Source organism: Micromonospora sp. AKA38 (genome assembly GCF_027925725.1).
Classification (GTDB): Bacteria; Actinomycetota; Actinomycetes; order Mycobacteriales; family Micromonosporaceae; genus Micromonospora.
Window position 1 is genome coordinate 488,046 of record NZ_BNEI01000002.1, and the last position, 19,509, is coordinate 507,554.

The 19,509-nt window shown below is 74.7% G+C and carries 20 protein-coding genes; 8 read left to right on the forward strand and 12 right to left on the reverse strand.

From position 1 onward, the window contains the following. Window positions 1–16: 16 nt before the first annotated feature. The 3 genes from TPA0908_RS05760 to TPA0908_RS05770 all read right to left on the reverse strand — a co-directional run bounded on the left by TPA0908_RS05760 (window position 17) and on the right by TPA0908_RS05770 (window position 2,790). Window positions 17–1,750: a DEAD/DEAH box helicase gene (locus TPA0908_RS05760; RefSeq protein WP_281935339.1), complete on the reverse strand. Its 1,734-nt coding sequence runs from the start codon at window positions 1,748–1,750 to the stop codon at window positions 17–19. Window positions 1,751–1,898: 148 nt separating this feature from the next. Then, window positions 1,899–2,531: a trimeric intracellular cation channel family protein gene (locus tag TPA0908_RS05765; RefSeq protein ID WP_281935341.1), complete on the reverse strand. Its 633-nt coding sequence runs from the start codon at window positions 2,529–2,531 to the stop codon at window positions 1,899–1,901. 40 nt (window positions 2,532–2,571) lie between these two features. Continuing rightward, window positions 2,572–2,790 carry a DUF3039 domain-containing protein gene (locus tag TPA0908_RS05770; protein WP_107159174.1) on the reverse strand — a complete coding sequence of 73 codons (219 nt, stop codon included), beginning with the start codon at window positions 2,788–2,790 and terminating at the stop codon, window positions 2,572–2,574. Window positions 2,791–2,877: 87 nt separating this feature from the next. On the opposite strand from TPA0908_RS05770, the gene TPA0908_RS05775 reads away from it, so the two are divergent. Together TPA0908_RS05775 and TPA0908_RS05780 are read left to right on the forward strand one after the other, a co-directional pair. Next, window positions 2,878–3,813, forward strand: coding sequence for a pseudouridine-5'-phosphate glycosidase (locus tag TPA0908_RS05775; RefSeq protein WP_281935344.1), 936 nt, complete (start codon window positions 2,878–2,880; stop codon window positions 3,811–3,813). After that, the gene (locus tag TPA0908_RS05780; RefSeq protein ID WP_374709174.1) at window positions 3,810–4,754 is read left to right on the forward strand and encodes a carbohydrate kinase family protein; all 945 of its coding nucleotides are present in this window, start codon (window positions 3,810–3,812) and stop codon (window positions 4,752–4,754) included. The genes TPA0908_RS05775 and TPA0908_RS05780 overlap by 4 nt, the downstream gene beginning before the upstream one ends. 147 nt (window positions 4,755–4,901) lie before the next feature. Here the strand turns inward: TPA0908_RS05780 and TPA0908_RS05785 are convergent, their stop codons facing one another. Beyond that, a complete protein-coding gene (locus TPA0908_RS05785) occupies window positions 4,902–5,258 on the reverse strand; it encodes a DUF3099 domain-containing protein (RefSeq protein WP_281935345.1) in 357 nt (118 codons plus the stop codon). A 98-nt stretch (window positions 5,259–5,356) separates the two neighbouring features. On the opposite strand from TPA0908_RS05785, the gene TPA0908_RS05790 reads away from it, so the two are divergent. Then, window positions 5,357–5,668, forward strand: coding sequence for a hypothetical protein (locus TPA0908_RS05790; RefSeq protein ID WP_233219766.1), 312 nt, complete (start codon window positions 5,357–5,359; stop codon window positions 5,666–5,668). Beyond that, window positions 5,658–5,969 (forward strand): hypothetical protein, encoded by a 312-nt coding sequence (locus TPA0908_RS05795; RefSeq protein ID WP_107159166.1) that lies wholly within the window; start codon window positions 5,658–5,660, stop codon window positions 5,967–5,969. Before TPA0908_RS05790 ends, TPA0908_RS05795 begins: the two co-directional genes overlap by 11 nt. Window positions 5,970–6,018: 49 nt before the next feature. Here TPA0908_RS05795 and TPA0908_RS05800 read toward each other — a convergent pair whose 3' ends face one another. From TPA0908_RS05800 to TPA0908_RS05810, 3 genes are all read right to left on the reverse strand, one after another. Beyond that, on the reverse strand, window positions 6,019–7,245 hold the full coding sequence (locus TPA0908_RS05800; RefSeq protein WP_281935351.1) for a low temperature requirement protein A: 1,227 nt from the start codon (window positions 7,243–7,245) through the stop codon (window positions 6,019–6,021). 3 nt (window positions 7,246–7,248) lie between these two features. After that, on the reverse strand, window positions 7,249–7,824 hold the full coding sequence (locus tag TPA0908_RS05805) for an HhH-GPD-type base excision DNA repair protein (RefSeq protein WP_281935353.1): 576 nt from the start codon (window positions 7,822–7,824) through the stop codon (window positions 7,249–7,251). A gap of 114 nt (window positions 7,825–7,938) precedes the next feature. Further along, window positions 7,939–9,159: a S8 family peptidase gene (locus tag TPA0908_RS05810; protein WP_281935355.1), complete on the reverse strand. Its 1,221-nt coding sequence runs from the start codon at window positions 9,157–9,159 to the stop codon at window positions 7,939–7,941. 182 nt (window positions 9,160–9,341) lie between these two features. Between TPA0908_RS05810 and TPA0908_RS05815 the strand changes: the two genes are divergently transcribed. Next, complete coding sequence (locus TPA0908_RS05815) at window positions 9,342–10,826, forward strand: DUF7782 domain-containing protein (RefSeq protein ID WP_281935356.1); 1,485 nt, start codon at window positions 9,342–9,344, stop codon at window positions 10,824–10,826. Continuing rightward, window positions 10,826–11,248, forward strand: a complete 423-nt coding sequence (dtd, locus tag TPA0908_RS05820; RefSeq protein ID WP_281935358.1) for a D-aminoacyl-tRNA deacylase — start codon at window positions 10,826–10,828, stop codon at window positions 11,246–11,248. Before TPA0908_RS05815 ends, dtd begins: the two co-directional genes overlap by 1 nt. Window positions 11,249–11,264: 16 nt before the next feature. On the opposite strand, the gene TPA0908_RS05825 is transcribed toward dtd, so the two are convergent. Beyond that, entirely contained in the window at window positions 11,265–12,053 is a 789-nt protein-coding gene (locus TPA0908_RS05825) for a sporulation protein (RefSeq protein ID WP_281935360.1), read from the reverse strand. Between the two features lie 223 nt (window positions 12,054–12,276). Between TPA0908_RS05825 and sigB the strand changes: the two genes are divergently transcribed. Next, entirely contained in the window at window positions 12,277–13,263 is a 987-nt protein-coding gene (gene sigB / locus TPA0908_RS05830) for an RNA polymerase sigma factor SigB (protein ID WP_281935362.1), read from the forward strand. Between the two features lie 111 nt (window positions 13,264–13,374). Here sigB and TPA0908_RS05835 read toward each other — a convergent pair whose 3' ends face one another. From TPA0908_RS05835 to TPA0908_RS05845, 3 genes are read right to left on the reverse strand one after another with little or no spacing between them, the layout of a single operon-like run. Further along, on the reverse strand, window positions 13,375–15,930 hold the full coding sequence (locus tag TPA0908_RS05835; protein WP_281935364.1) for a bifunctional acetate--CoA ligase family protein/GNAT family N-acetyltransferase: 2,556 nt from the start codon (window positions 15,928–15,930) through the stop codon (window positions 13,375–13,377). A gap of 23 nt (window positions 15,931–15,953) precedes the next feature. Next, complete coding sequence (locus TPA0908_RS05840; RefSeq protein ID WP_281935366.1) at window positions 15,954–17,135, reverse strand: acetoin utilization protein AcuC; 1,182 nt, start codon at window positions 17,133–17,135, stop codon at window positions 15,954–15,956. A gap of 47 nt (window positions 17,136–17,182) precedes the next feature. Next, window positions 17,183–18,040 (reverse strand): sulfurtransferase, encoded by an 858-nt coding sequence (locus TPA0908_RS05845; RefSeq protein ID WP_281935367.1) that lies wholly within the window; start codon window positions 18,038–18,040, stop codon window positions 17,183–17,185. 103 nt (window positions 18,041–18,143) lie between these two features. On the opposite strand from TPA0908_RS05845, the gene TPA0908_RS05850 reads away from it, so the two are divergent. Further along, window positions 18,144–18,842, forward strand: a complete 699-nt coding sequence (locus tag TPA0908_RS05850; protein WP_281935369.1) for a metal-dependent transcriptional regulator — start codon at window positions 18,144–18,146, stop codon at window positions 18,840–18,842. Between the two features lie 60 nt (window positions 18,843–18,902). Here TPA0908_RS05850 and TPA0908_RS05855 read toward each other — a convergent pair whose 3' ends face one another. Beyond that, on the reverse strand, window positions 18,903–19,454 hold the full coding sequence (locus TPA0908_RS05855; RefSeq protein ID WP_281935371.1) for a hypothetical protein: 552 nt from the start codon (window positions 19,452–19,454) through the stop codon (window positions 18,903–18,905). Between the last annotated feature and the right edge of the window lie 55 nt (window positions 19,455–19,509).

Consider the following 19,509-nt stretch of genomic DNA (forward strand, 5'->3'; position numbering starts at 1 on the left):
CTCCGGCCGGTTTCTGTCACAACGTCTGCACGGTGGCGATGCGCTCCTCGAGCTGCTCGATCGTCGCCTGGGCGCTGGGCGGGCCGCCGCAGAGCCGGCGCAGCTCGGCGTGGATCTTGCCGTGCGGCTGGCCGGTGCGATGGTGCCGGGCGGCCACCAGGGCGTTCAGTTGCCGCCGTAGCGCCACCCGACGCTGGGCCGCACTCATCGGTGGGGGCGCCGCCGCCGGGGCCGCAGCGGCCGGCTCAGCGGCCCGCTGGGCCGCCCGACGCTTCTGCGCGGCGAGCTGGTCGGCCTGCCGCTTGGTCAGCAGCAGCGAGACCTGGTCGGCGGTGAGCAGGCCGGGGAGTCCGAGGTATTCCTCCTCCTCCGGCGTGCCGGCCTGGGCGGCGGTGCCGAACGACGCGCCGTCGAAGATCACCTGGTCCAGTTCGGCGGTGGCGGAGAGCGCCGCGAACCGCTTCTCCAGCTCGCCGCTGGCCCCGTCGTCGCGCTGGGCGCGCTCCAACAGGTCGTCGTCGAAGCCGTCGGAGCCCTTGGGCTTGCCGAGCACGTGGTCCCGCTCGATCTCCATCTCGCTGGCCAGCCCGAGCAGGTGCGGCACGCTGGGCAGGAAGACCGAGGCGGTCTCGCCCGGTCGGCGGGCCCGGACGAAACGGCCGATCGCCTGCGCGAAGTAGAGCGCGGTGCTGGCGCTCGTCGCGTACACGCCGACGGCCAGCCGGGGGATGTCCACGCCCTCGGACACCATCCGCACCGCGACCAGCCAGCGCTGCTCGGAGGCCGCGAACGTCGCGATCCGCGCGGAGGCGCCCTGGTCGTCGGAGAGCACCACGGCGGCCTTCTCGCCGGTCACCTGCTCCAGCAGCTTGGCGTACGCGCGGGCGACCTGCTGGTCGGTGGCGATGACCAGGCCGCCCGCGTCGGGCATGCCGTTGGCGCGCAGCGTGCTCAGTCGGGCGTCGGCGGCGCGCAGCACCTGCGGCATCCAGTCGCCGGCCGGGTCCAGCGCGGTACGCCACGCCTGCGCGATCAGATCCTGTGTCATCGGCTCGCCCAGCCGGGCGGCCAGCTCGTCGCCGGCGTTGGTGCGCCACCGGGTCTCCCCGGAGTAGGCCAGGAACAGCACCGGCCGGACCACGCCGTCGCGCAGCGCGTCGGCGTAGCCGTAGACCGAGTCGGCGCGGGAGCGCAGCAGCCCGTCCCCGCCGCGCTCGTAGCTGATGAACGGGATCGGGTTGTCGTCGGAGCGGAACGGCGTGCCGGTGAGCATCAGCCGGCGTACCGCGGGTTCGAACGCCGCCTTGACGCCGTCGCCCCAGGTGCGGGCGTCGCCGGCGTGGTGGATCTCGTCGAGGATGACCAGTGTCCGCCGGGTCATGGTGCGCCGCCGGTGCACCTGCGGCGCCATGCCGACCTGGGCGTACGTGACCACCGCGCCGTGGAAGTCGGCGGCGGAGTGCAGGTCGGCGTTGCGGAACGCGGCGTCGAGCTGGATGCCGACCCGGGCCGCGGCCTGCGCCCACTGGGTCTTCAGATGCTCCGTCGGCGCGACCACGGTGACCGCCTCGACGGTGCCGTCGCCGAGCAGCTCGGCGGCGATCCGCAGGGCGAAGGTGGTCTTTCCGGCGCCGGGGGTGGCGACCGCGGTGAAGTCCTCGGCCCGGCGGCGCAGGTATTCCACCATCGCCTTGCGTTGCCAGGAACGCAGTGGTGGGAACGTGTCGAGCGCCGGCAACCGCGGTGGCACGGGTAGCTCCTCTCCGCCGCGGACGGCGACGGGCCCGACCGGGGCCACGGGGGCCGCCGCCCATGAAAACGCCCTCGCGCGTCCGTGCCGCGAAGGCCGACTCAGCATAACCAGCGGGCCCGGGCCGCCCCACCCGACGCCACGCTGGTCACATCCGCCCACCCGGGCGGACCGTCGGCACCGGGGCGGACCAGCGCCGGCGCAGCGAGATCAGCCGCAGCCCGAAGACGAAGACCGCGGCACCGGTCAGCGGTGCCGCGGTGGCGTGCCCGTACGCCGACAGCAACGCCACCGCGATCGAGCCGGCGAGCGCGGCCACCGCGTAGATCTCCCGGCGCAGCACCACCGGGATCTCGCCGGTGAGCAGGTCGCGGCCCAGCCCGCCGCCGATCGCGGTGAGCATGCCGATCATGCAGGCGCCGACGGCCGGCACGTGCGCGTCGAGCGCCTTGAGCGTGCCCGTGACGGTGAACAGGGCCAGCCCGGCGGCGTCCAGCACCAGCACGGTGGTGCGCAGCCGGGCGAGCTGCGGGTGCAGTCGGAACACGGCGGCGGCGGTGACGGCCGCGGTGACGGCGTACCGCCAGTCGGCGAACGCCAGCGGGGGCACCTCGTCGATGACCAGGTCACGGAAGATGCCGCCGCCGAGGGCGGCGACCACACCGACGAAGACCACCCCGAACAGGTCGAGCCGTTTGGCCACCGCCGCGGAGGCGCCGGAGGCGGCGAAGACCGCCACGCCGGTGAGGTCGGCGAGGAGCAGGGCGGTGGAGGTGGTCACCGGCGCAGGTTACGTGGGCGGGCGGCGGAGCCGCCCGCGATCACTCGCCCCAGGACTCGTAGATCTCCTTGCACTTCGGGCAGACCGGTGAACCGGGCTTGGCGGCCTTGGTCACCGGGAAGGTCTCCCCGCACAACGCGATGACGTACGTGCCCATGACCGCGCTCTCGGCGATCTTGTCCTTGCGCACGTAGTGGAACATCTCGGGGCCGGTGTCGGCCTCCTTCTGCTCCGGGCGCTCCAGAATCTCAGTGCTCACGTCCCCACCTCCGGCTTCCCAGTTTTGCAGGCCGGCCGGGTCGGGTCCACCACGGCCCTCCGGCGGGCGGCCCGTACCGTAACGGAAGTGACCAACTTTCGCATCAGTCTCGGCGGTGAGGTGGCCGACGCCCTGCGCGCCGGGCGGCCGGTCGTGGCGCTGGAGAGCACCATCGTGTCGCACGGTCTCCCCCGGCCGGACAACCTGCGCGTGGCGCGGCAGATCGAGCAGGCGGTCCGGGACGCGGGCGCGGTCCCGGCCACCATCGGCATGGTCGGCGGCGAGCTGCGGGTCGGGCTCGACGACGCCCAGCTCACCCGGCTCGCCACGGTCGACGGCGTGAGCAAGCTCTCGGTCCGCGACCTGGCGCCGGCGGCGGCGACCGGCGCGGACGGCGCCACCACGGTGGCGGCCACCAGCGCGGTGGCGGCGGCGGCCGGGATCGGTGTGTTCGCCACCGGCGGGCTGGGCGGGGTGCACCGGGAGGCGGCGCACACGTTCGACGAGTCGGCGGACCTGGTCACGTTGGCCCGTACGCCGATCGCGGTGGTCTGCGCCGGCGTGAAGTCGATCCTGGACGTGGGCGCCACGCTGGAGCGGCTGGAGACGCTGGGGGTGGGCGTGGTGGGGTACCGCACCCGCCGGTTCCCCGGCTTCTACCTCACCGACGCCGGCTTCGACCTGGACTGGTCGGTGGACTCGCCGGAGCGGGTGGCCGACGTGCTGGCCGCCCGCGCCGAACAGGGTGTGCACACCGGTGGGCTGATCGTGGCCAACCCGCTGCCGGCCGACGAGCAGCTCGACCCGGCGCTGCACGACCGCACACTCGCCGACGGGTTGGCGGCGCTGGCCCGGGACGGGATCACCGGCAAGGCGGTGACCCCGTTCCTGCTAGCCCACTTCCACGCCGCCACCGAGGGCGCCAGCCTGGCGGTGAACGTCCGGATCATCCTGCGCAACGCCGACCTGGCGGCGCGCATCGCGGTCGCCGCGGCGACCCGACCCGCCGCCGGCCCGGCATGAGCGAACGCACCGAGCGCAGCGAGGGCATGTCCGGAGGGCCCGGTACGAGCGGAGCGCCCGGCATCGCCGTCGTCGGCGACGTGATCACGGACGTGGTCGCGATGCTGTCCGGGCCGCTCGCGACCGGCTCGGACACCGCGGCCGGGATCCGGTTCAGCGGCGGTGGGCAGGCGGCCAACACCGCGGCCTGGCTCGCCGGCCAGGGCGCGGCCGTGACGCTGGTGGCCGCCGTGGGCGACGACGAGACCGGCCGGGACCGGGTCGCCGAGCTGACCCGGATCGGGGTGGACTGCGCGGTCGAGCGGCACGAGGGTTACCCGACCGGCACGGTGATCGTGCTCACCCACGGCGGGGAGCGCACCATGGTCAGTCAGCGCGGCGCGAACCTACGGCTGACCGCGCGGCACGTCGAGGCCGCCCTGGCGGCGGCGCCCGACGTCGGGCATCTGCACCTGTCCGCGTACACCCTGTTGGACGTCGGGTCGCGCGGCGCCGGCCTGCGCGCGTTGGCCGTCGCCCGCGAGCGCGGGTTGACGGTCAGCGTCGACGCGGCCTCCGCGGCGCCGCTGCGGCGCGTCGGCGGGTCGTTCCTGACCTGGGTACGCGACGTCGACCTGCTGCTGGTCAACACTGACGAGGCGACCGTGCTGGCCGGTGGCCTGGATCCGGCGGCGCAGGGCCGGGCGCTGACCGCGGTGGCGCACCGGGTGGTGGTGAAGCGCGGCGCGGCGGGGGCGGTCTGGGTGGAGCGCGGCGGCCGGGTGGAGACGGCCCCGGCGCCCGGGGTGGCCGTGGTGGACGTCACCGGCGCCGGGGACGCGTTCGCGGCCGGCCTGCTCACCGCCTGGCTGGCCGGGGCCGACCCCCGGGCGGCGCTGGCCCGGGCCGGCGACCTCGGCGCCCTGGCCGTGACCACGGTCGGCGCCCGGCCGGGCGCGTGACGGCCGGGCGCGCGCTGATCGGGTGCCGGCTCGGAACCGGGTGTGCCTGACGGCCGATATGCCTTCTGGTCATGCTTATGCCTGAGAGGTATATCGGTTCGTCGGCGAACTCTCCGGTCCGGCGTCCCGGAGCGTGGTGACGACCGGTCAGGGCTCGGCGTCGATGACCTTGTGCGGGCGTTCCTCCGCGGCGAGCGCCATCGGCGGGGTCTCGTCGCGGCCCCGGGGCTGGAAACGGTTGGCCAGCCGGTGCTCCTCCTTGGGCGGGCGGTCGTTCGCCAGCAGCACCGCGAGCCACGGGATGAGCACCATGCCGAGCGCGCACAGCGGCAACCACAGCCAGAGCAGCGGCGCCTTGACGCCGACCAGGACGGCACCCACGACGATGCAGGCGACCCGGATGCCCATCATCAGCACGTAGCGTTTCTGCCGGCTGCTGAGCTGGTCGTCCTGGCTGCGCCGGGCGTCGGTGATCAGGATCGGCTGGTAGGCCTGACGCTTCACCACGGACCTCCTACGAGGGGATACCGCCCATCCTGTCACTCGGGGCAGGTGATCGGCGACAATCCGGTTACGTGTTACGCGCGTGGTACGCTCCGCTCGTGGCCAACCGGTTCAGCTTCACCGACGAGGCGCTGGCGAACCTGCGGGTCTACGACGTCACACCCGGGGAAGTCTGGGAGGCCCTGCACAGCAACCGCCGGGTCATCCGGCACCTGGGCGACGACGTGATGGTGGTCTACGCCACCGACCACCGCGGCCGGCGCCTCGCCGTGCTGCTGGCCGAGGCAGACGGCACCGACAACGACTGGGACATCCTCTCCGCCCGCGAGCTGAGCGACGTCGAGGCCAAGCGCTACGACGAGGCGGTGCGGAGGGCACGCCGACGAGGAGGCGGTCACCATGCACCGTGACGAGGCGACCAAGCGGTTCCACGCCGGCGGCGACGCGTTCGCCGACCTGATCGACGAGACGTCGCCGGCGCAACTGCCCACCCCCGACACCGACGTGCCGATGGTCAGCCGGTCGGTACGCCTGCCGCTGGAGACGTACGAACGGGTCCGGGCCGCCGCCGACGCGCGCGGCATCGGGGTGACCACGCTGATGCGGCAGTGGATCGAGGCGGGCCTGGCCGACCTGGACGACTCGGCCACGGTCTCGCTGGCCGACGTCCGCCGCGCGCTGGCCTCACTGTCCCGCCCGACCGCCGCCTGAGCCCGCACGCGTCACCTCGGTTCGCGACCGCGGGCCGCGCGGGCCCGGTTCACGCCTCGGGGCCGGCCTTGCCGAGCGCCTCCCGCCCGACCGGCGATGCCGACGACTCCGGCGGCCCACCCCGGGCGCGCCACATGTCGGCGAGCGCGACAAGCGCCAGCATGCCGGCCACCACGGCGAGCGCCAGCAGGACCGGCCCGGCCGTCAGCGCCGGCGCGAGCAGCAGCAGGCCCGCCAGCCCGACCAGCCGGGAGCGGGACACCCGGCCGAAGATCTCGTACTCGAAGCGGGACCGGGCGGCCAGGAACAGCGCCGGGCCGCCCACCACGAAGACCAGCCAGCGGGCATCCGCCGCGTCGTACGGGTGGGCGATGACCAGTTCGTAGCCGACCGCCGAGACGAGCACCCCGAGCACCATGAACAGGTGGGTCTGGGCGGCCGACTCAGCCAGCCGCCCGGGCGTGCCGGCCAGCCGCAACGCCTCCACGAGCAGGTGCCCGGCCCGGTGGAAGTAGATCCGCCAGAGCAACGCGGTGACCAGGAACGCCAGCGCGAACGCGGCGGCCGACCGCCCGGAGAACTGCTCCCCGCTGTAGGACACGCCGATCACCAGGATCGACTCGCCGAGCGCGATGAGGAAGATCTGTTGGTAGCGCTCGGCCAGGTGCTCCCCGGCGACCAGCCAGCTCCGGATGCGGGACGAACCGAGCCGGGGCAGCGGCCACCCCAGGAACGTGCCCAGGTAGTCCACCGCCAGCGCGACCGCCCACAGCGGCAGGCGCAGGTCGGGCACCAGCGCGCCGGCCAGCCAGAGCGGGGCGGTCGCCACGGCCCAGCCGACCAGCCGCACCGGCACCATTCGCCGCGGATGCTCGCGCAGCGCCACCACCAGCACCAGCGGACGCGCGACCATCATCACCACGTACGCGAGCGCGAACGCCAACGCCCGCTCCTCCAGCGCGCGGGGGAGCGTCACCCCGAGCACCAGACTGCCGAACATCACACCGACCACGACCGCCTGGATGACCGCCCGCTCCGGCTCGTACCGGCTGGTCACCCAGGTGGTGATGGTCCAGACGTGCCAGAGCACCAGGAAGAGCAGCAGCGTCCGGGCGACACCGGCCGCCAGGTGCCCGCTGTCGACGTCGGCCACCAGCCGCTGCGACACCCGGGTCAGCGCGAACACGAACACCAGGTCGAAGAAGAGTTCCAGGAAGGTCGCCCGGCCGGGGCTGGACATGGTGCGCAGCAGCCCCCCGCCCCGCTGCTCGCTCACGCGTCAGCCCTTCGCGGCCTTCGCCTCCGCCTTCATCCGCTGCTTGAACTCGCGCACCCGGCCCAGCGACTCCGGGTCGGTCACGTCGGCGACCGACCGGTACGCCTCCGCCTCGCCGTAGGCGCCGGCCGCCTCGCGCCAGCCCGCCGGGGTGACCCCGAACCGCTTGCCGAGCAGCGCCACGAAGATCTGCGCCTTCTGCCGGCCGAAGCCGGGCAGCTCGCCGACCCGGCGCAGCAGCTCCGCGCCGTCGGCCGCCTCCGACCAGAGCCGCGCCGGGTCGCCGTCGTAGCGCTCGACGAGCGCCCGGCAGACCTCCTGCACCCGGGCCGCCATCGCCTTCGGGAACCGGTGCAGCGCCGGCGGCCGGGCGAACAGCGCCACCAGCGCGTCCGGGTCGTACCCGGCCAGCTCCCGGGCGTCCGGCTCGTGGCCGAGCCGCTGCGCCAGCACGTACGGCGAGGAGAACGCCTTCTCCATCGGCACCTGCTGGTCCAGCACCATCCCGAGCAGCAGGGCCAGCGGGTCGCGCCGCAGCATCTCGTTGGCCTGCGGGTCGATGGGTAGGGAGAGCGTCATGCCCCCATCCTGCCGCCCCGGCCACCGCTCCCGCCGCCGACTCTCCGACACCCGGCACGACGCGGCCCGGTGGACTCCACTCGAATCCACCGGGCCGCGGTCAGCCGACGGGTGTCAGTTGACGACGAAGAGCAGCCGGTTCGGCGAGCCCGTGCCCGGGCTGGTCACCTTGCCGGTGGTGGCGTTGCTGGTCAGGTAGCTGGCCACCTGCGCCGGGGTGTAGGACGGGTTCGCCGACAGCACCAGCGCCGCGGCGCCCGCCACGTGCGGCGACGCCATCGAGGTGCCGCTGATGGTGTTGGTCGCGCTGTCGCTGCTGTTCCACGACGACGTGATCGACGAGCCCGGCGCGAAGATGTCCACGCAGGTGCCGTAGTTGGAGAAGGACGACCGCGCGTCGCTGCTGGTGGTGGAGCCCACCGTGATCGCCGAGGCGACCCGGGCCGGCGAGGAGTTGCAGGCGTTGGCGTTGGAGTTGCCGGCCGCGAGCGCGTACGTGATGCCGGAGCTGATCGAGTTGGCCACCGCGTTGTCCAGCGTGGTGCTGACGCCGCCGCCGAGGCTCATGTTGGCCACGGCCGGCTTGACCGCGTTCGAGGTGACCCAGTTGACGCCGTTGACCACGCCGGCGGTGCTGCCGCTGCCGGAGCAGTTGAGCACCTTGACCGCGATCAGGCGGACGCCCTTGGCCACGCCGTAGGTGCTGCCGCCGACCGTGCCGGCGACGTGCGTGCCGTGGCCGTTGCAGTCGGTGTTGTTGCTGTCCACCGTGTTGGTGCCCCAGGTGGCCCGGCCGCCGAACTGGCTGTGCGTGGTCCGGATGCCGGTGTCGATGATGTACGCGCGCACGTTGGTGGCGGTGTTCGGGTAGGTGTAGGTGCTGTTGAGCGGCAGGTTGCGCTGGTCGATGCGGTCCAGCCCCCAGGTGGCGCCGGTCTGGGTGCCCTGGACGGTCACCCGGCGGTCCTGCTCGACGTACGCGACGGCCGGGTCGGCGGCCAGCCGGCGCGCCTGCCCGATGCTCATCTTCGCGTTGTAGCCGGTGAGCGCGGCGCTCCACACCGTGGCGACACTGCCGCCGTAGCGCTTCGCCAGGCCGGCGGCCCGCTCCGGCACGGCGGTACGCGCGGTGCGGCTGTTGGCGGCGCCGACCGCGTCGCCCTTGAGCACGACCAGGTAGCTGCCGCTGACGGCGTCGGCGGCGCCGGCGAACCGGACCTGACCGGTCGGCGCGGCGAGGGCCGGGGTGGAGGCGGCGGCGGTGAGGGCCGCGGCGGCGGCCGTGACGGCGAGCGCGTGCAGCACGCGACGCCGGGGAACGGACACGTCGGGCATCGTCTGGCTCCCTACCGGGCGGGCCGGTTCGTGGCCGGCGGGCCGCCCATCGACGGATGTTGACGGGAATGCTAACCACACATTGATGCTCATGAAAGAGATAGTTGCCGGGTAATACCGTCTGCCGGCCGGATCCGGCGGGTGCGCGCCGCGCCGGGCGGCGGCCGGGGCAGGATGGCCACGTGGACCGTCACGACATGCTGCTCTCCCCCGCCGGGGTCGACGCGCTGCGCACCGCGCTGACGCTTGCCGATTTCACCGCCAACGGCATCGCCGGGCGGCTCGGCTCGCAGGCCACCGGCGGCGTCGCCCGCAACGACTACCGGGCCGCGCTGCGCGCCACCGAGGACCGGGACCGGCTGGGCACGCTGATCCGGGTGTTCATCTGCGACCGCACCGAGCCGGAGCCGGTGGTGGCCGCCGCGTTGGCGCCGCTGACCGTGGACGAGGCGCTCGCCGGCGGCATCGTCGAGCGGCACGGCGACGGCCTGCGCGCCGGCGTCGACCTGGAGCCGTACGCCGACGACTGGTGGGTGCTCGCCGACGTGCCGGCCAGCGCCCGACCCGGCCGGCCGCTGCACGCCGAGCACGTGCTGGGCATCGGCGGGGCCACTCAGACGCTGATCGGCGCCGCCGTACGCCGCCCGGTGGAGACCGCGCTGGACCTCGGCACCGGCTCCGGCGTGCAGGCGCTGCACCTGGGCACCCACGCCCGCCGGGTCACCGCCACCGACGTCTCGGAGCGGGCGCTGCGCTTCGCCGCCACCACCGCCGCGCTCAACGGGCAGGACTGGGAGCTGCTCCACGGCGACCTGGTCGCCCCGGTCGCCGGACGCCGCTTCGACCTGGTGGTCAGCAACCCGCCGTTCGTGGTCGGCCCCGGCACCACCACGCACGTCTACCGCGACTCCGGGCGGGTCGGCGACGCGATCGGCGCCGAGCTGGCCGCCGCCGCGCCGCACCTGCTCACCGACGGCGGCACCATGCAGTACCTGGCGAACTGGGTGCACGTCACCGGCGAGGACTGGGCCGACCGGGTCACCGGCTGGTTCGCCGGCACCGGGCTGGACGCCTGGGTCATCCAGCGCGAGGTGGCCGACCCGATGGCGTACGTCAACCTCTGGCTCACCGACGTCGGGGAGAGCGCCGACCCGCAGCGGATGGAAGCCTGGCTGGACTGGTTCGACGCGCACAAGGTGGAGGCGATCGGCTTCGGCCTCGTGTCGCTGCGCCGGGCCGGCCACGACCAGCCGATCGTCCGGGTCGAGGACCTGCGCCAGCGGGTCGAACCGCCGCTCGGCGACCGGATCGCCGAATGGTTCGACAGGCAGGACTGGCTGCGCGCCCGGGACACCGACGGGCTGCTGGCCGCCCGCTACCGCGCCGCCGACGGGCTCCAGCTCCGCCAGGAGGCCACGATGGGCGACGACGGCTGGGCGGTGGACCGGCAGGTCCTCGCCGCGCCGCGCGGACTGCGCTGGTCCGAGGAGATCGACCCGCTGGTGCTCGCCCTGGTCGGCGGCGCGGACGGCCGGCTGCCGCTGCGCGACCAGCTCGCCCTGCTCGCCGCCGCGCACGACGTGGCCCCGGACGAGCTGGCCGAGGCGGCCGGCCCGATCGTGGCGCACCTGGTCGAGCGCGGTCTCGTCGAGCCGGTGACGGACTGATGCGGGCGTTGGTGCAGACCGTCGCCCGGGCCTCCGTCACGGTCGACGGCGCGGTGGTCGGCGAGATCACCGACGGGCTGCTGGTGCTGGTCGGCGTCACCCACGCCGACACCCGGCAGGTGGCCGCCACCATGGCCCGCAAGCTGCACGAGCTACGCATCCTGGACGACGAGCGCAGCGCCGCGGACACCGGGGCGCCGCTGCTCGTGGTCAGTCAGTTCACGCTCTACGGCGACGCCCGCAAGGGTCGGCGGCCGAGCTGGACCGCCGCTGCCCCGGCGGACGTCGCCGAGCCGCTTGTCGACGCCGTGGTCGAGGAGCTGCGCGCCCGCGGCGCGACGGTGGCGACCGGTCGGTTCCGCACCCACATGCTGGTGGAGAGCGTCAACGTCGGCCCCCGCTCGCTCCTGCTGGACCTGTGAGCGCCCGCGTCGCCGCCTAGAAGAACAGGCCCCGCTGGGACAACGACTGGCGGAGCCAGCCGTCGAGCTGGGCGGCCCAGTCGGTGCGGTCCGCCGTGGCGTGGTCCACGGTGAACCGGCCGAACGCGTCCCGGCCCTCGGTGAACAGGCCGCCCCGCTTGTCCATCTCCAGCACCACCTGCACCTGCTGCGGGTCGGTGACGAAGGTGACCTCGAGCTGGTTCATCGCGCCGGCGTACTGCGGCGCCGGATAGAACTCGATCTCCTGGTAGAACGGCAACTGCTGGCGTACGCCGTAGATGTGGCCCCGCTCGACGTCGGCGCGGGCGAACCGGAAGCCCAACCGCAGCAGCGCCTCCAGCAGCCGCTCCTGGGCCGGCAGCGGGTGCACCGCGACCGCGTCCAGGTCACCGGAGTCCACCGCCCGGGCCACCTCCAGCTCGGTCCGCAGCCCCATGGTCATGCCGTGCAGGTGCTGGCCGTACAGGTCGGTGAGCGGCGTCTCCCAGGGCACCTGGAAGCGGAACGGCACGTCGTGGCGCTGCCCCGGCGCCAGCTGGAACGCGCCGGTGAGCTGGATCCGGCCGAACTCCTGGTTGGTGTTGTACTCCGAGTCGCCGCTCTCCACCTCCACCCGGGTGAGCAGGCCGAGCGAGATCCAGCTCACGTCCGCCGGGTGCTCGCCGCCGACCACCTGGACCCGGCCCTCCAGCTGACCGCCGGGACGGCAGTTCGGGTTGGCCAGCACCGTCTGCACCGACGGCCCGCCCACCCCCATCGCCTGCATGAGCCGCTTGAAGACCACCTGAGTTCTCCGATCGCCGGTTCGTCCCCGGCCCTGCCGGCCGGTTCGCTGGCACGGTAGCCGGACGGGACAAGCGACACCCCATGTTCCCCCCGGATTCGTGTCGGGTCCCCGATCGCCTCACTCCCGTCTCACGCCCCGGTTGCGAAGCTGTTTGTCACCGGCCCCCACCGCGCCGGCGGCACGGGCCGGTACGGCACGTAGGACACGGGGAGAGACAGAGATGACCCAGCAGATGATCGAGCACCAGGACATGGACGTCACCCTCACGGACCTGGACGCCACCGACGACCGCGGCGTCTCCACCGACCTGGTCCGGGCCTACCTGAACGGCATCGGCCGCACCAAGCTGCTCACCGCGGCGCAGGAGGTCGAGCTGAGCAGGCGGATCGAGGCCGGCCTCTTCGCCGAGGAGAAGCTCGCCACCTGCACGCCGGTCTCCGCCGACCTGCGCGCGGACCTGGCGCTGGTCGCGGCCGAGGGACGCGCCGCCAAGGACCACCTGCTGGAGGCGAACCTCCGCCTGGTGGTGAGCATCGCCAAGCGCTACACCGGGCGCGGGATGGCCTTCCTCGACCTGATCCAGGAGGGCAACCTCGGCCTCATCCGCGCGGTCGAGAAGTTCGACTACACCAAGGGCTTCAAGTTCTCCACGTACGCCACCTGGTGGATCCGCCAGGCCATCACCCGCGCCATGGCCGACCAGGCCCGCACCATCCGCATCCCGGTGCACATGGTCGAGCAGGTCAACCGGATGGTCCGGGTGCGCCGCGAGCTGTCCGTGACGCTGGGTCGCGAGCCCACCGTCGCCGAGGTCGCCACCGCGCTGGAGGTCCCCGAGTACCAGGTGATCGAGCTGATCTCGTTCGACCGGGAGCCGGTGAGCCTGGACCAGGCGGTCGGCGAGGACGGCGAGAGCGCGCTCGGGGACTTCGTCGCCGCCGTCGACCCGCGTACCGAGCCGGGCGACGCCGCCGCCAACGGCGAGCTGCGCAACGAGGTCCGGATCGTGCTGGCCACCCTCTCCCAGCGGGAGCAGGCCGTGATCCGGCTGCGCTTCGGCCTGGACGACGGCCGGCAGCGCACCCTGGACGAGGTGGGCCGCGAGTTCGGGCTGTCCCGGGAGCGGATCCGGCAGATCGAGAAGGTGACGCTGCTCAAGCTGCGCGACCCGGAGCGGGCGAACCGGCTGGAGGCGTACGCCTGCTGACCCGAGCACCAAGCCCCGACAGGCCCCGGCGGTTCGCCGGGGCCTGTCGCGCGTGATCGCCGGTGAGAAGGGGCCCCTTCTCTACCGGAGGCGTTAACAAGGGGCCCCTCCTTACAAGCGGCGGGGGCCGGTGTCGGGGCGCGGTGAATCCGGGCCGGTGCGGATGGTGGCGTGCAGCACCGAGATGCCGTCCGGACGGGCCAGCACCGGGTTGAGCCGCAGCGCACGCACCCGGGGCTGCTCGTCGGCCAGCCGCCCGACCCGCAGCAGCAGGTCGACGAGCGCCGCCCGGTCCACCGGGGCGGCGCCCCGGTGCCCGTGCAGCAGCGGCGCGGCGCGCGGCTCGTCGACCAGCTCGGCGGCGTCCCGGTCGGTCAGCGGCACCGCCCGCCAGGCCCGGTCGCCGAGCAGCTCGGTCGCCACCCCGCCCAGCCCGAACCCGACCACCGGGCCGAACGCCGGATCCTCCACCAGCTCCACCACGCACGCCACACCCGGCGGCACCATCGGCTGCACCAGCACCTCCGCGCCGAACCCCGAAGACATCTCGGCGTACGCGCGGCGCACCGCCCCGGCGTCGGCCAGGTCGAGCCGGACCGCGCCCAGGTCCAGGCGGTGGCGCAGCCCCGGGGCGGCTGCCTTGAGCGCCACCGGCCAGCCGAGCCGCTCCCCCGCCGCCACCGCCTCCTCGGCCGAACCGGCCGGCACGGACGCCACCACGTCGATCCCGTACGCGGCGAGCAGCGTCGCCGGATCCGCCCCGTCCGGGCCCCACGCCGCCTGCCCGGCCGCCCGGTCGACCCGGGCCAGCTCGGGCAGCACGCCCGGCGGCCGACGCAGCCAGTCCGCGTACCGGGTGACCCGGGCCAGCGCCCGCACCGCCTCCTCCACGCTCGGGTACGTCGGCACCCCGGTCGGCGCCTGCCCGGCGAGGAACGTCGCCACCACCGGCTTGCCGGTGGCCCGCGCGTCCGGCAGCGCCGCCGCGAAGTCCGCCTCCGGATCGGTGAGCTGACCGGGCAGCGGCGGCGCGAACACCGCCACCACGGCGTCCACCCGGTCGTCCGCCGCCGCCGCGGCGAGCGCGGCGGCGTACGCGGCGGCGCCGCCGGTCGGCCCGACGTCGTGCGGGTACCCGTCGACGACGGTCAGCCCCTGCCCGGCGCCGGCGGTCGCGGCCAGCCCGGTCAACGCCGACGAGTTGCCGACCACGGCGACCCGCCGGCCGGCCGGCAGCGGCTGGTGGGCCAGCAGCACGCCCACGTCGAGCAGCTCCGCGACCGTGTCCACCCGGAGCACGCCGGACTGCGCGAACAGCGCGCTCACCGCGGCGGCGTCCAGCGCCGGCGCCTCGCCCACCCCGGGCGACCGGGCCAGCGACGCCAGCGCCACCACCGGCTTGCGCCGGCCGATGTGCCGGGCCAGCCGGGCGAACTTGCGCGGATTGCCGAACGTCTCCAGGTAGAGCGTGATCACGTCGGTGCCCGGGTCGTCCTGCCAGTACTGCAACAGGTCGTTGCCGGACACGTCGGCCCGGTTGCCGGCCGAGACGAAACTCGACACCCCGAGCCCGCGCCGGGACGCCTCGGCCAGCAACGCCACCCCGAACGCGCCGGACTGGCTGAACACGCCCACCCGCCCGGGCGCCGGCAGCGCCGGCGCGAGCGTGGCGTTCATGCGTACCGCCGGGTCGGTGTTGGCGACGCCGAGACAGTTCGGGCCGACCACCCGCATGCCGGCCAGGTGCGCGGCCCGGACCAGGGCCCGCTGCGCCGCCGCCCCGGCCGGGCCGGCCTCGGCGAACCCGGCCGAGATCACCACCAGCCCGTGCGCGCCCGCGTGGGCGGCGTCCCGCACCACGTCGTGCACCGCGTCCGGCGCGACCACCACCACGGCCAGGTCGACGTCGAGCCCGGCGTCGGCCGCCGACCGGTACGCCGGCAGCCCGGCCACCGTCGCCGCGCTCGGGTGCACCGGGACGATCGCGCCGGTGAACCCGCCGTCCCGCAGGTGCCCGAGCAGCGCCGCGCCGATGCCCTGGCCGGTGGTGCTGGCGCCGTAGACGGCGATGCCGCGCGGGGCGAGCAGCCGGGCGATGGACCGCGCCTCGGTGCGGTGCTCCCGGCCACGCTGCACCGCGAGCGTCGCCTCGGTGGCCGCGATCGGGAAGCTCAGGTGCACCACGCCGTCGGCGTACTGGCGCTGCACCTGGTAGCCGAAGTCGGCGAAGACCCGCAGCATCGTCCCGTTCGCCGGCAGCACCTCGGCGACGAAGTGCCCGATGCCGTGCCGGCCGGCCGCGTCCGCGAGGTGCTCCAGCAGCACCGAGCCGATGCCTCGCCCCTGGTAGGCGTCCTCCACCACGAACGCCACCTCGGCCTCCGGCGAGGCGGGACCGAGCCGCTCGTACCGGCCGACGGCCACGATCCGCTCGCCGGCCAGCACCACGAACGCCTCCCGGTCGCGGTGGTCCACCGTGACGAACCGCTTCAGGTCCCGCTCCGGGATGCGCGGATACGGCGAGAAGTACCGCAGGTAGCGGGTGCGCTCGGAGAACCGGGCGTGCATCGCCACGATCGCCCCCGCGTCATCCGGGCGGATCTGCCGCAGCTGGACGGTCGTGCCGTCGCTGAGCAGCACGTCCACCGGTTGTTCGACTGTGGTCACCGGTCGGTCCTCCCCACCGCCGCTCAGTCGCGCGGGTCGTGCGGGTCGAGCCCGAGCAGCGGGAAGACGGCCTTGCGGGTGGCCGCGACCGCCCGGTCCACCGCGTTCGGCTCGCCGCTGGGCTGCCAGGGCTGGAACTCCGGATCGACGTCGTCGGTCATCCGCAGCGGGATGTCGTGCCCGGGCCGCCGGCGCGCGGCCAGCTCCCGCCACCCCGGCGGGGTGAGCGTGGCCGGGTCCAGCGGCTCACCGGTGGCCACCGCGAGCAGGTGCGTCCAGGCCCGGGGCACCACCTCGACCAGCGCGTACCCGCCACCGCCGGTGGCCACCCAGCGGCCCTCGCACAGCTCGTCGGCGAGCGTCCGCAACGCCCGGTAGGTGGCCCGCTGCCCGTCCACGGACAGGTGCAGGTCGGCCAGCGGGTCGGCCCGGTGCCCGTCCGCCCCGCACTGGGTGACGAGCACCTGCGGCCGGAACGCGCGCAGCACCGACGGCACCACCGCGTGGAACGCGCGCTGCCAGCCGGCGTCGCCGACCCCCGGCGGCAACGGCACGTTGACCGCGCTGCCCTCCGCGCCGGGCCCGCCGGTCTCGTCCGGGAAACCGGTGCCGGGGAAGAGCGCCAGCGGGGTCTCGTGCAGGCTGACCGTGAGCACCCGCGGGTCCCGGTAGAAGATCTCCTGCACCCCGTCGCCGTGGTGCACGTCCACGTCGACGTACGCGATCCGTTCCGCGCCCAGGTCGAGCAGGCGGGCGATGGCCACCGCCGGATCGTTGTAGACGCAGAAGCCGGCCGCCCGGGCCGGCATGGCGTGGTGCAGGCCGCCGGCCACGTTCACCGCGCGCCGCGCCTCGCCCCGCCAGACCGCCTCGGCGGCGGCCACGGTGGCGCCGGCGATCAGCGCGCTGGACTCGTGCATCCCGTCGAAGACCGGATTGTCCGAGGTGCCGAGTCCGAAGCCGGCGAAGAGCGGGTCACGCGGCGCGGCCCGGACCGCGTCCAGATAGGCCGGATCGTGCACCCGGGTGAGCAGCGCGTCGTCGGCCGGCTCCGGCCTGACCAGGCGCACGCCCGGTCGGTCGAGCACGCCCAGCTCGCGGGCGAGCGCCATGGTCAGCTCGACGCGGACCGGGTCGAGGGGGTGGTCCCCCATGTCGTAGGCGAGGAGGGCGGAGTCCCACACCACCACCGTGTCGTCGGCCATGCGGCCATCGTCGCACGTGAGCGCGGACACGCCCACCAACTGCGCACTCACCGACCGGCGGCGCCCCCGGTCGCCACCGGACGGTCCGGGTCGGCCACCCAGCCGCTCCACGAGCCCACGTACAGCGCCGCGTCCGGCCGGCCGGCCAGGTGCAGCGCCAGCACCGTCTGCGCGGCGGTCACCCCGGAGCCGCAGTACGCCCCGACCGGCGCGTCCCCGCGCACCCCCGCCTCGGCGAACCGCGCGCGCAGCGCCTCCGCGGCCGGGAACCGGCCCTGGGTCACGTACTCCGGGGCGGGCAGGTTCACCGCGCCCGGAACGTGCCCGGCGACCGGATCCACCGGCTCGTGCTCGCCCCGGTAGCGCGGTGCGGCCCGCACGTCGAGCAGCACCGCGTCGTCGGCGGCGGCGAGCCGGGCGGCCTGCCCGGCGTCGAGCACCGGCAACGCGCCCGGGGTGACGGTCACGTCGCCGGGCGTGGGCTCGGGCGTCGCGGTGTCCACCGGCAGGCCGGCGGCGACCCAGGCCGGGAAGCCGCCGTGCAGCACCCGCACCGGTCGGTGCCCCGCCCAACGCAGCGTCCACCAGGCCCGGGCGGCGGACATCCCGTCGCCGCCGTCGTACACCACCACGGGGTGACCGGCGCGGACGCCGGCCGCCCGCAGCGCGGCCTGCAACGCGGCGGGGTCGGGCAGCGGGTGCCGCCCGGCGGCGCCCGGACGCCCGCACAGCTCGGTGTCCAGGTCGACGAAGACGGCGCCGGGCAGGTGGCCGGCGGCGTGGTCGTCGCGGCCGGGCGGGCCGGTCAGCCGCCAGCGGACGTCGAGCAGGACGGGCGGGTCGGCGTGGTCGAGTTCGGCGGCGAGCCGGTCCGGCTCGACCAGCAACTCTGCGGTTCCGGACATGCGACCCAGTCAACACCATCCGGGGCGGGGGCCGGTCGTGGTGTTGGCAGCTCAGGGGCGGCTCGTGAGACACTGGAGATTCCGGTTCGTTCCTCGCTTACGGGTGATAAAGATAAACGCTCACTCACTGGTCGATACGACCGAAATGTACCTGCGCACCATCCTCGAGCTGGAGGAAGAGGGTGTGCCGCCGCTGCGCGCCCGCATCGCCGAGCGACTGCGGCAGAGCGGCCCGACCGTCAGCCAGACCGTCGCCCGGATGGAGCGCGACGGCCTGCTCACCGTCGAGGGCGACCGACACCTGACTCTCACCGAGCTGGGCCGCAGCACCGCGGTCTCGGTGATGCGCAAGCACCGGCTGGCCGAGCTGCTGCTGGTCAACGTGATCGGGATGCCCTACGAGGAGGCCCACGAGGAGGCCTGCCGCTGGGAGCACGTGATGAGCGACGCGGTGGAGAAGCGGGTCTACGACCTGCTCAACCGCCCGACCCGGTCGCCGTACGGCAATCCGATCCCGGGGCTGGAGGAGCTGGGCGACCCCGGCCAGCCGCCGGCCGAGACCGTCGAGAGCGAGCGGAACCTGGCCTTCCCGGGCCTGTCCGGCTCGGTGGTGGTGCGGCGGATCTGCGAGAGCGTGCAGACCGACGCGGACGTGCTCCGGCAGTTGCACGCGGCGGGCGTCGACCCGGGCGCGACCGTCACCGTGGCGCAGGAGCGCGACGGTGTCTCCATCGACCGTTCCGGCGACCGGGTGCGGCTGCCCCGCGAGGTGGCCTCCCGCGTCTTCGTCGCGGCCCGCTGACCGGCCTGGTCACGGCCCGCCGACCAGGCGGGTCGTGGCCCACCGACTCGCCCGCTGGGCTCACAACTGCCGGGTGTCGATCACCTTGGCCAGCGCGACCAGCTTTCCGGTCGCCTGCGCCACCTCCGCCGCGGCGGTCCCCTCGGGGCTGGTCCAGCGCAGGCTGGCGAGCCGGTCCTCGGCGGCCAGCCAGCCCACCTCCGCGGCCGGGCCGCTGTTCGCGGTCCTCGGCAGCGTCCGCCGGTAAGCGATCTTGCCGAGCTTGGTGACCTTCGTCGCCCCGCTCGGCTGCACGTCGGCGGTGAACGTCGCCGCGTCGATCGACGTGTCCGTCACCGCGAGCGTCAGCTCCGGCAGCACCGCGCCCTGGGCACGGACCACGCAGGTGTGCGTGTCGCCCTGGTCGGTGGCGGCGGCCACGTCGAACGTGCCGCCGGTGTGCTCGGCGATCACCCCGAAGTCGAGCAGCCGGCACGCCCCGCCGGAGGAGGCGGCGGCGACCTCGGCCGCCGGCGGCGGGGGCGCCGGCACGGCCACCGGGGACCTGTCGTCGGCGCAGCCGGCGGCGAGCAGGACGGCCGAGGCGGCCAGCCAGGTACTACGGGCGCGCACGGGAAGACCTCCGCGGTCGGCGGCGGGGCCGGCCCGCCGGAGTTCCGTCGGACAC

Excerpts from the sequence above, each read along its gene's own strand:
- TPA0908_RS05845 (WP_281935367.1), bottom strand. The coding sequence starts at position 18,040 with ATGTCCGGAACCGCAGAGTTGCTGGTCGAGCCGGACCGGCTCGCCGCC.
- TPA0908_RS05780 (WP_374709174.1), top strand. The coding sequence starts at position 3,810 with ATGAGCGAACGCACCGAGCGCAGCGAGGGCATGTCCGGAGGGCCCGGT.
- dtd (WP_281935358.1), top strand. The coding sequence starts at position 10,826 with ATGCGGGCGTTGGTGCAGACCGTCGCCCGGGCCTCCGTCACGGTCGAC.
- TPA0908_RS05840 (WP_281935366.1), bottom strand. The coding sequence starts at position 17,135 with ATGGCCGACGACACGGTGGTGGTGTGGGACTCCGCCCTCCTCGCCTAC.
- sigB (WP_281935362.1), top strand. The coding sequence starts at position 12,277 with ATGACCCAGCAGATGATCGAGCACCAGGACATGGACGTCACCCTCACG.
- TPA0908_RS05810 (WP_281935355.1), bottom strand. The coding sequence starts at position 9,159 with ATGCCCGACGTGTCCGTTCCCCGGCGTCGCGTGCTGCACGCGCTCGCC.
- TPA0908_RS05805 (WP_281935353.1), bottom strand. The coding sequence starts at position 7,824 with ATGACGCTCTCCCTACCCATCGACCCGCAGGCCAACGAGATGCTGCGG.
- TPA0908_RS05795 (WP_107159166.1), top strand. The coding sequence starts at position 5,658 with ATGCACCGTGACGAGGCGACCAAGCGGTTCCACGCCGGCGGCGACGCG.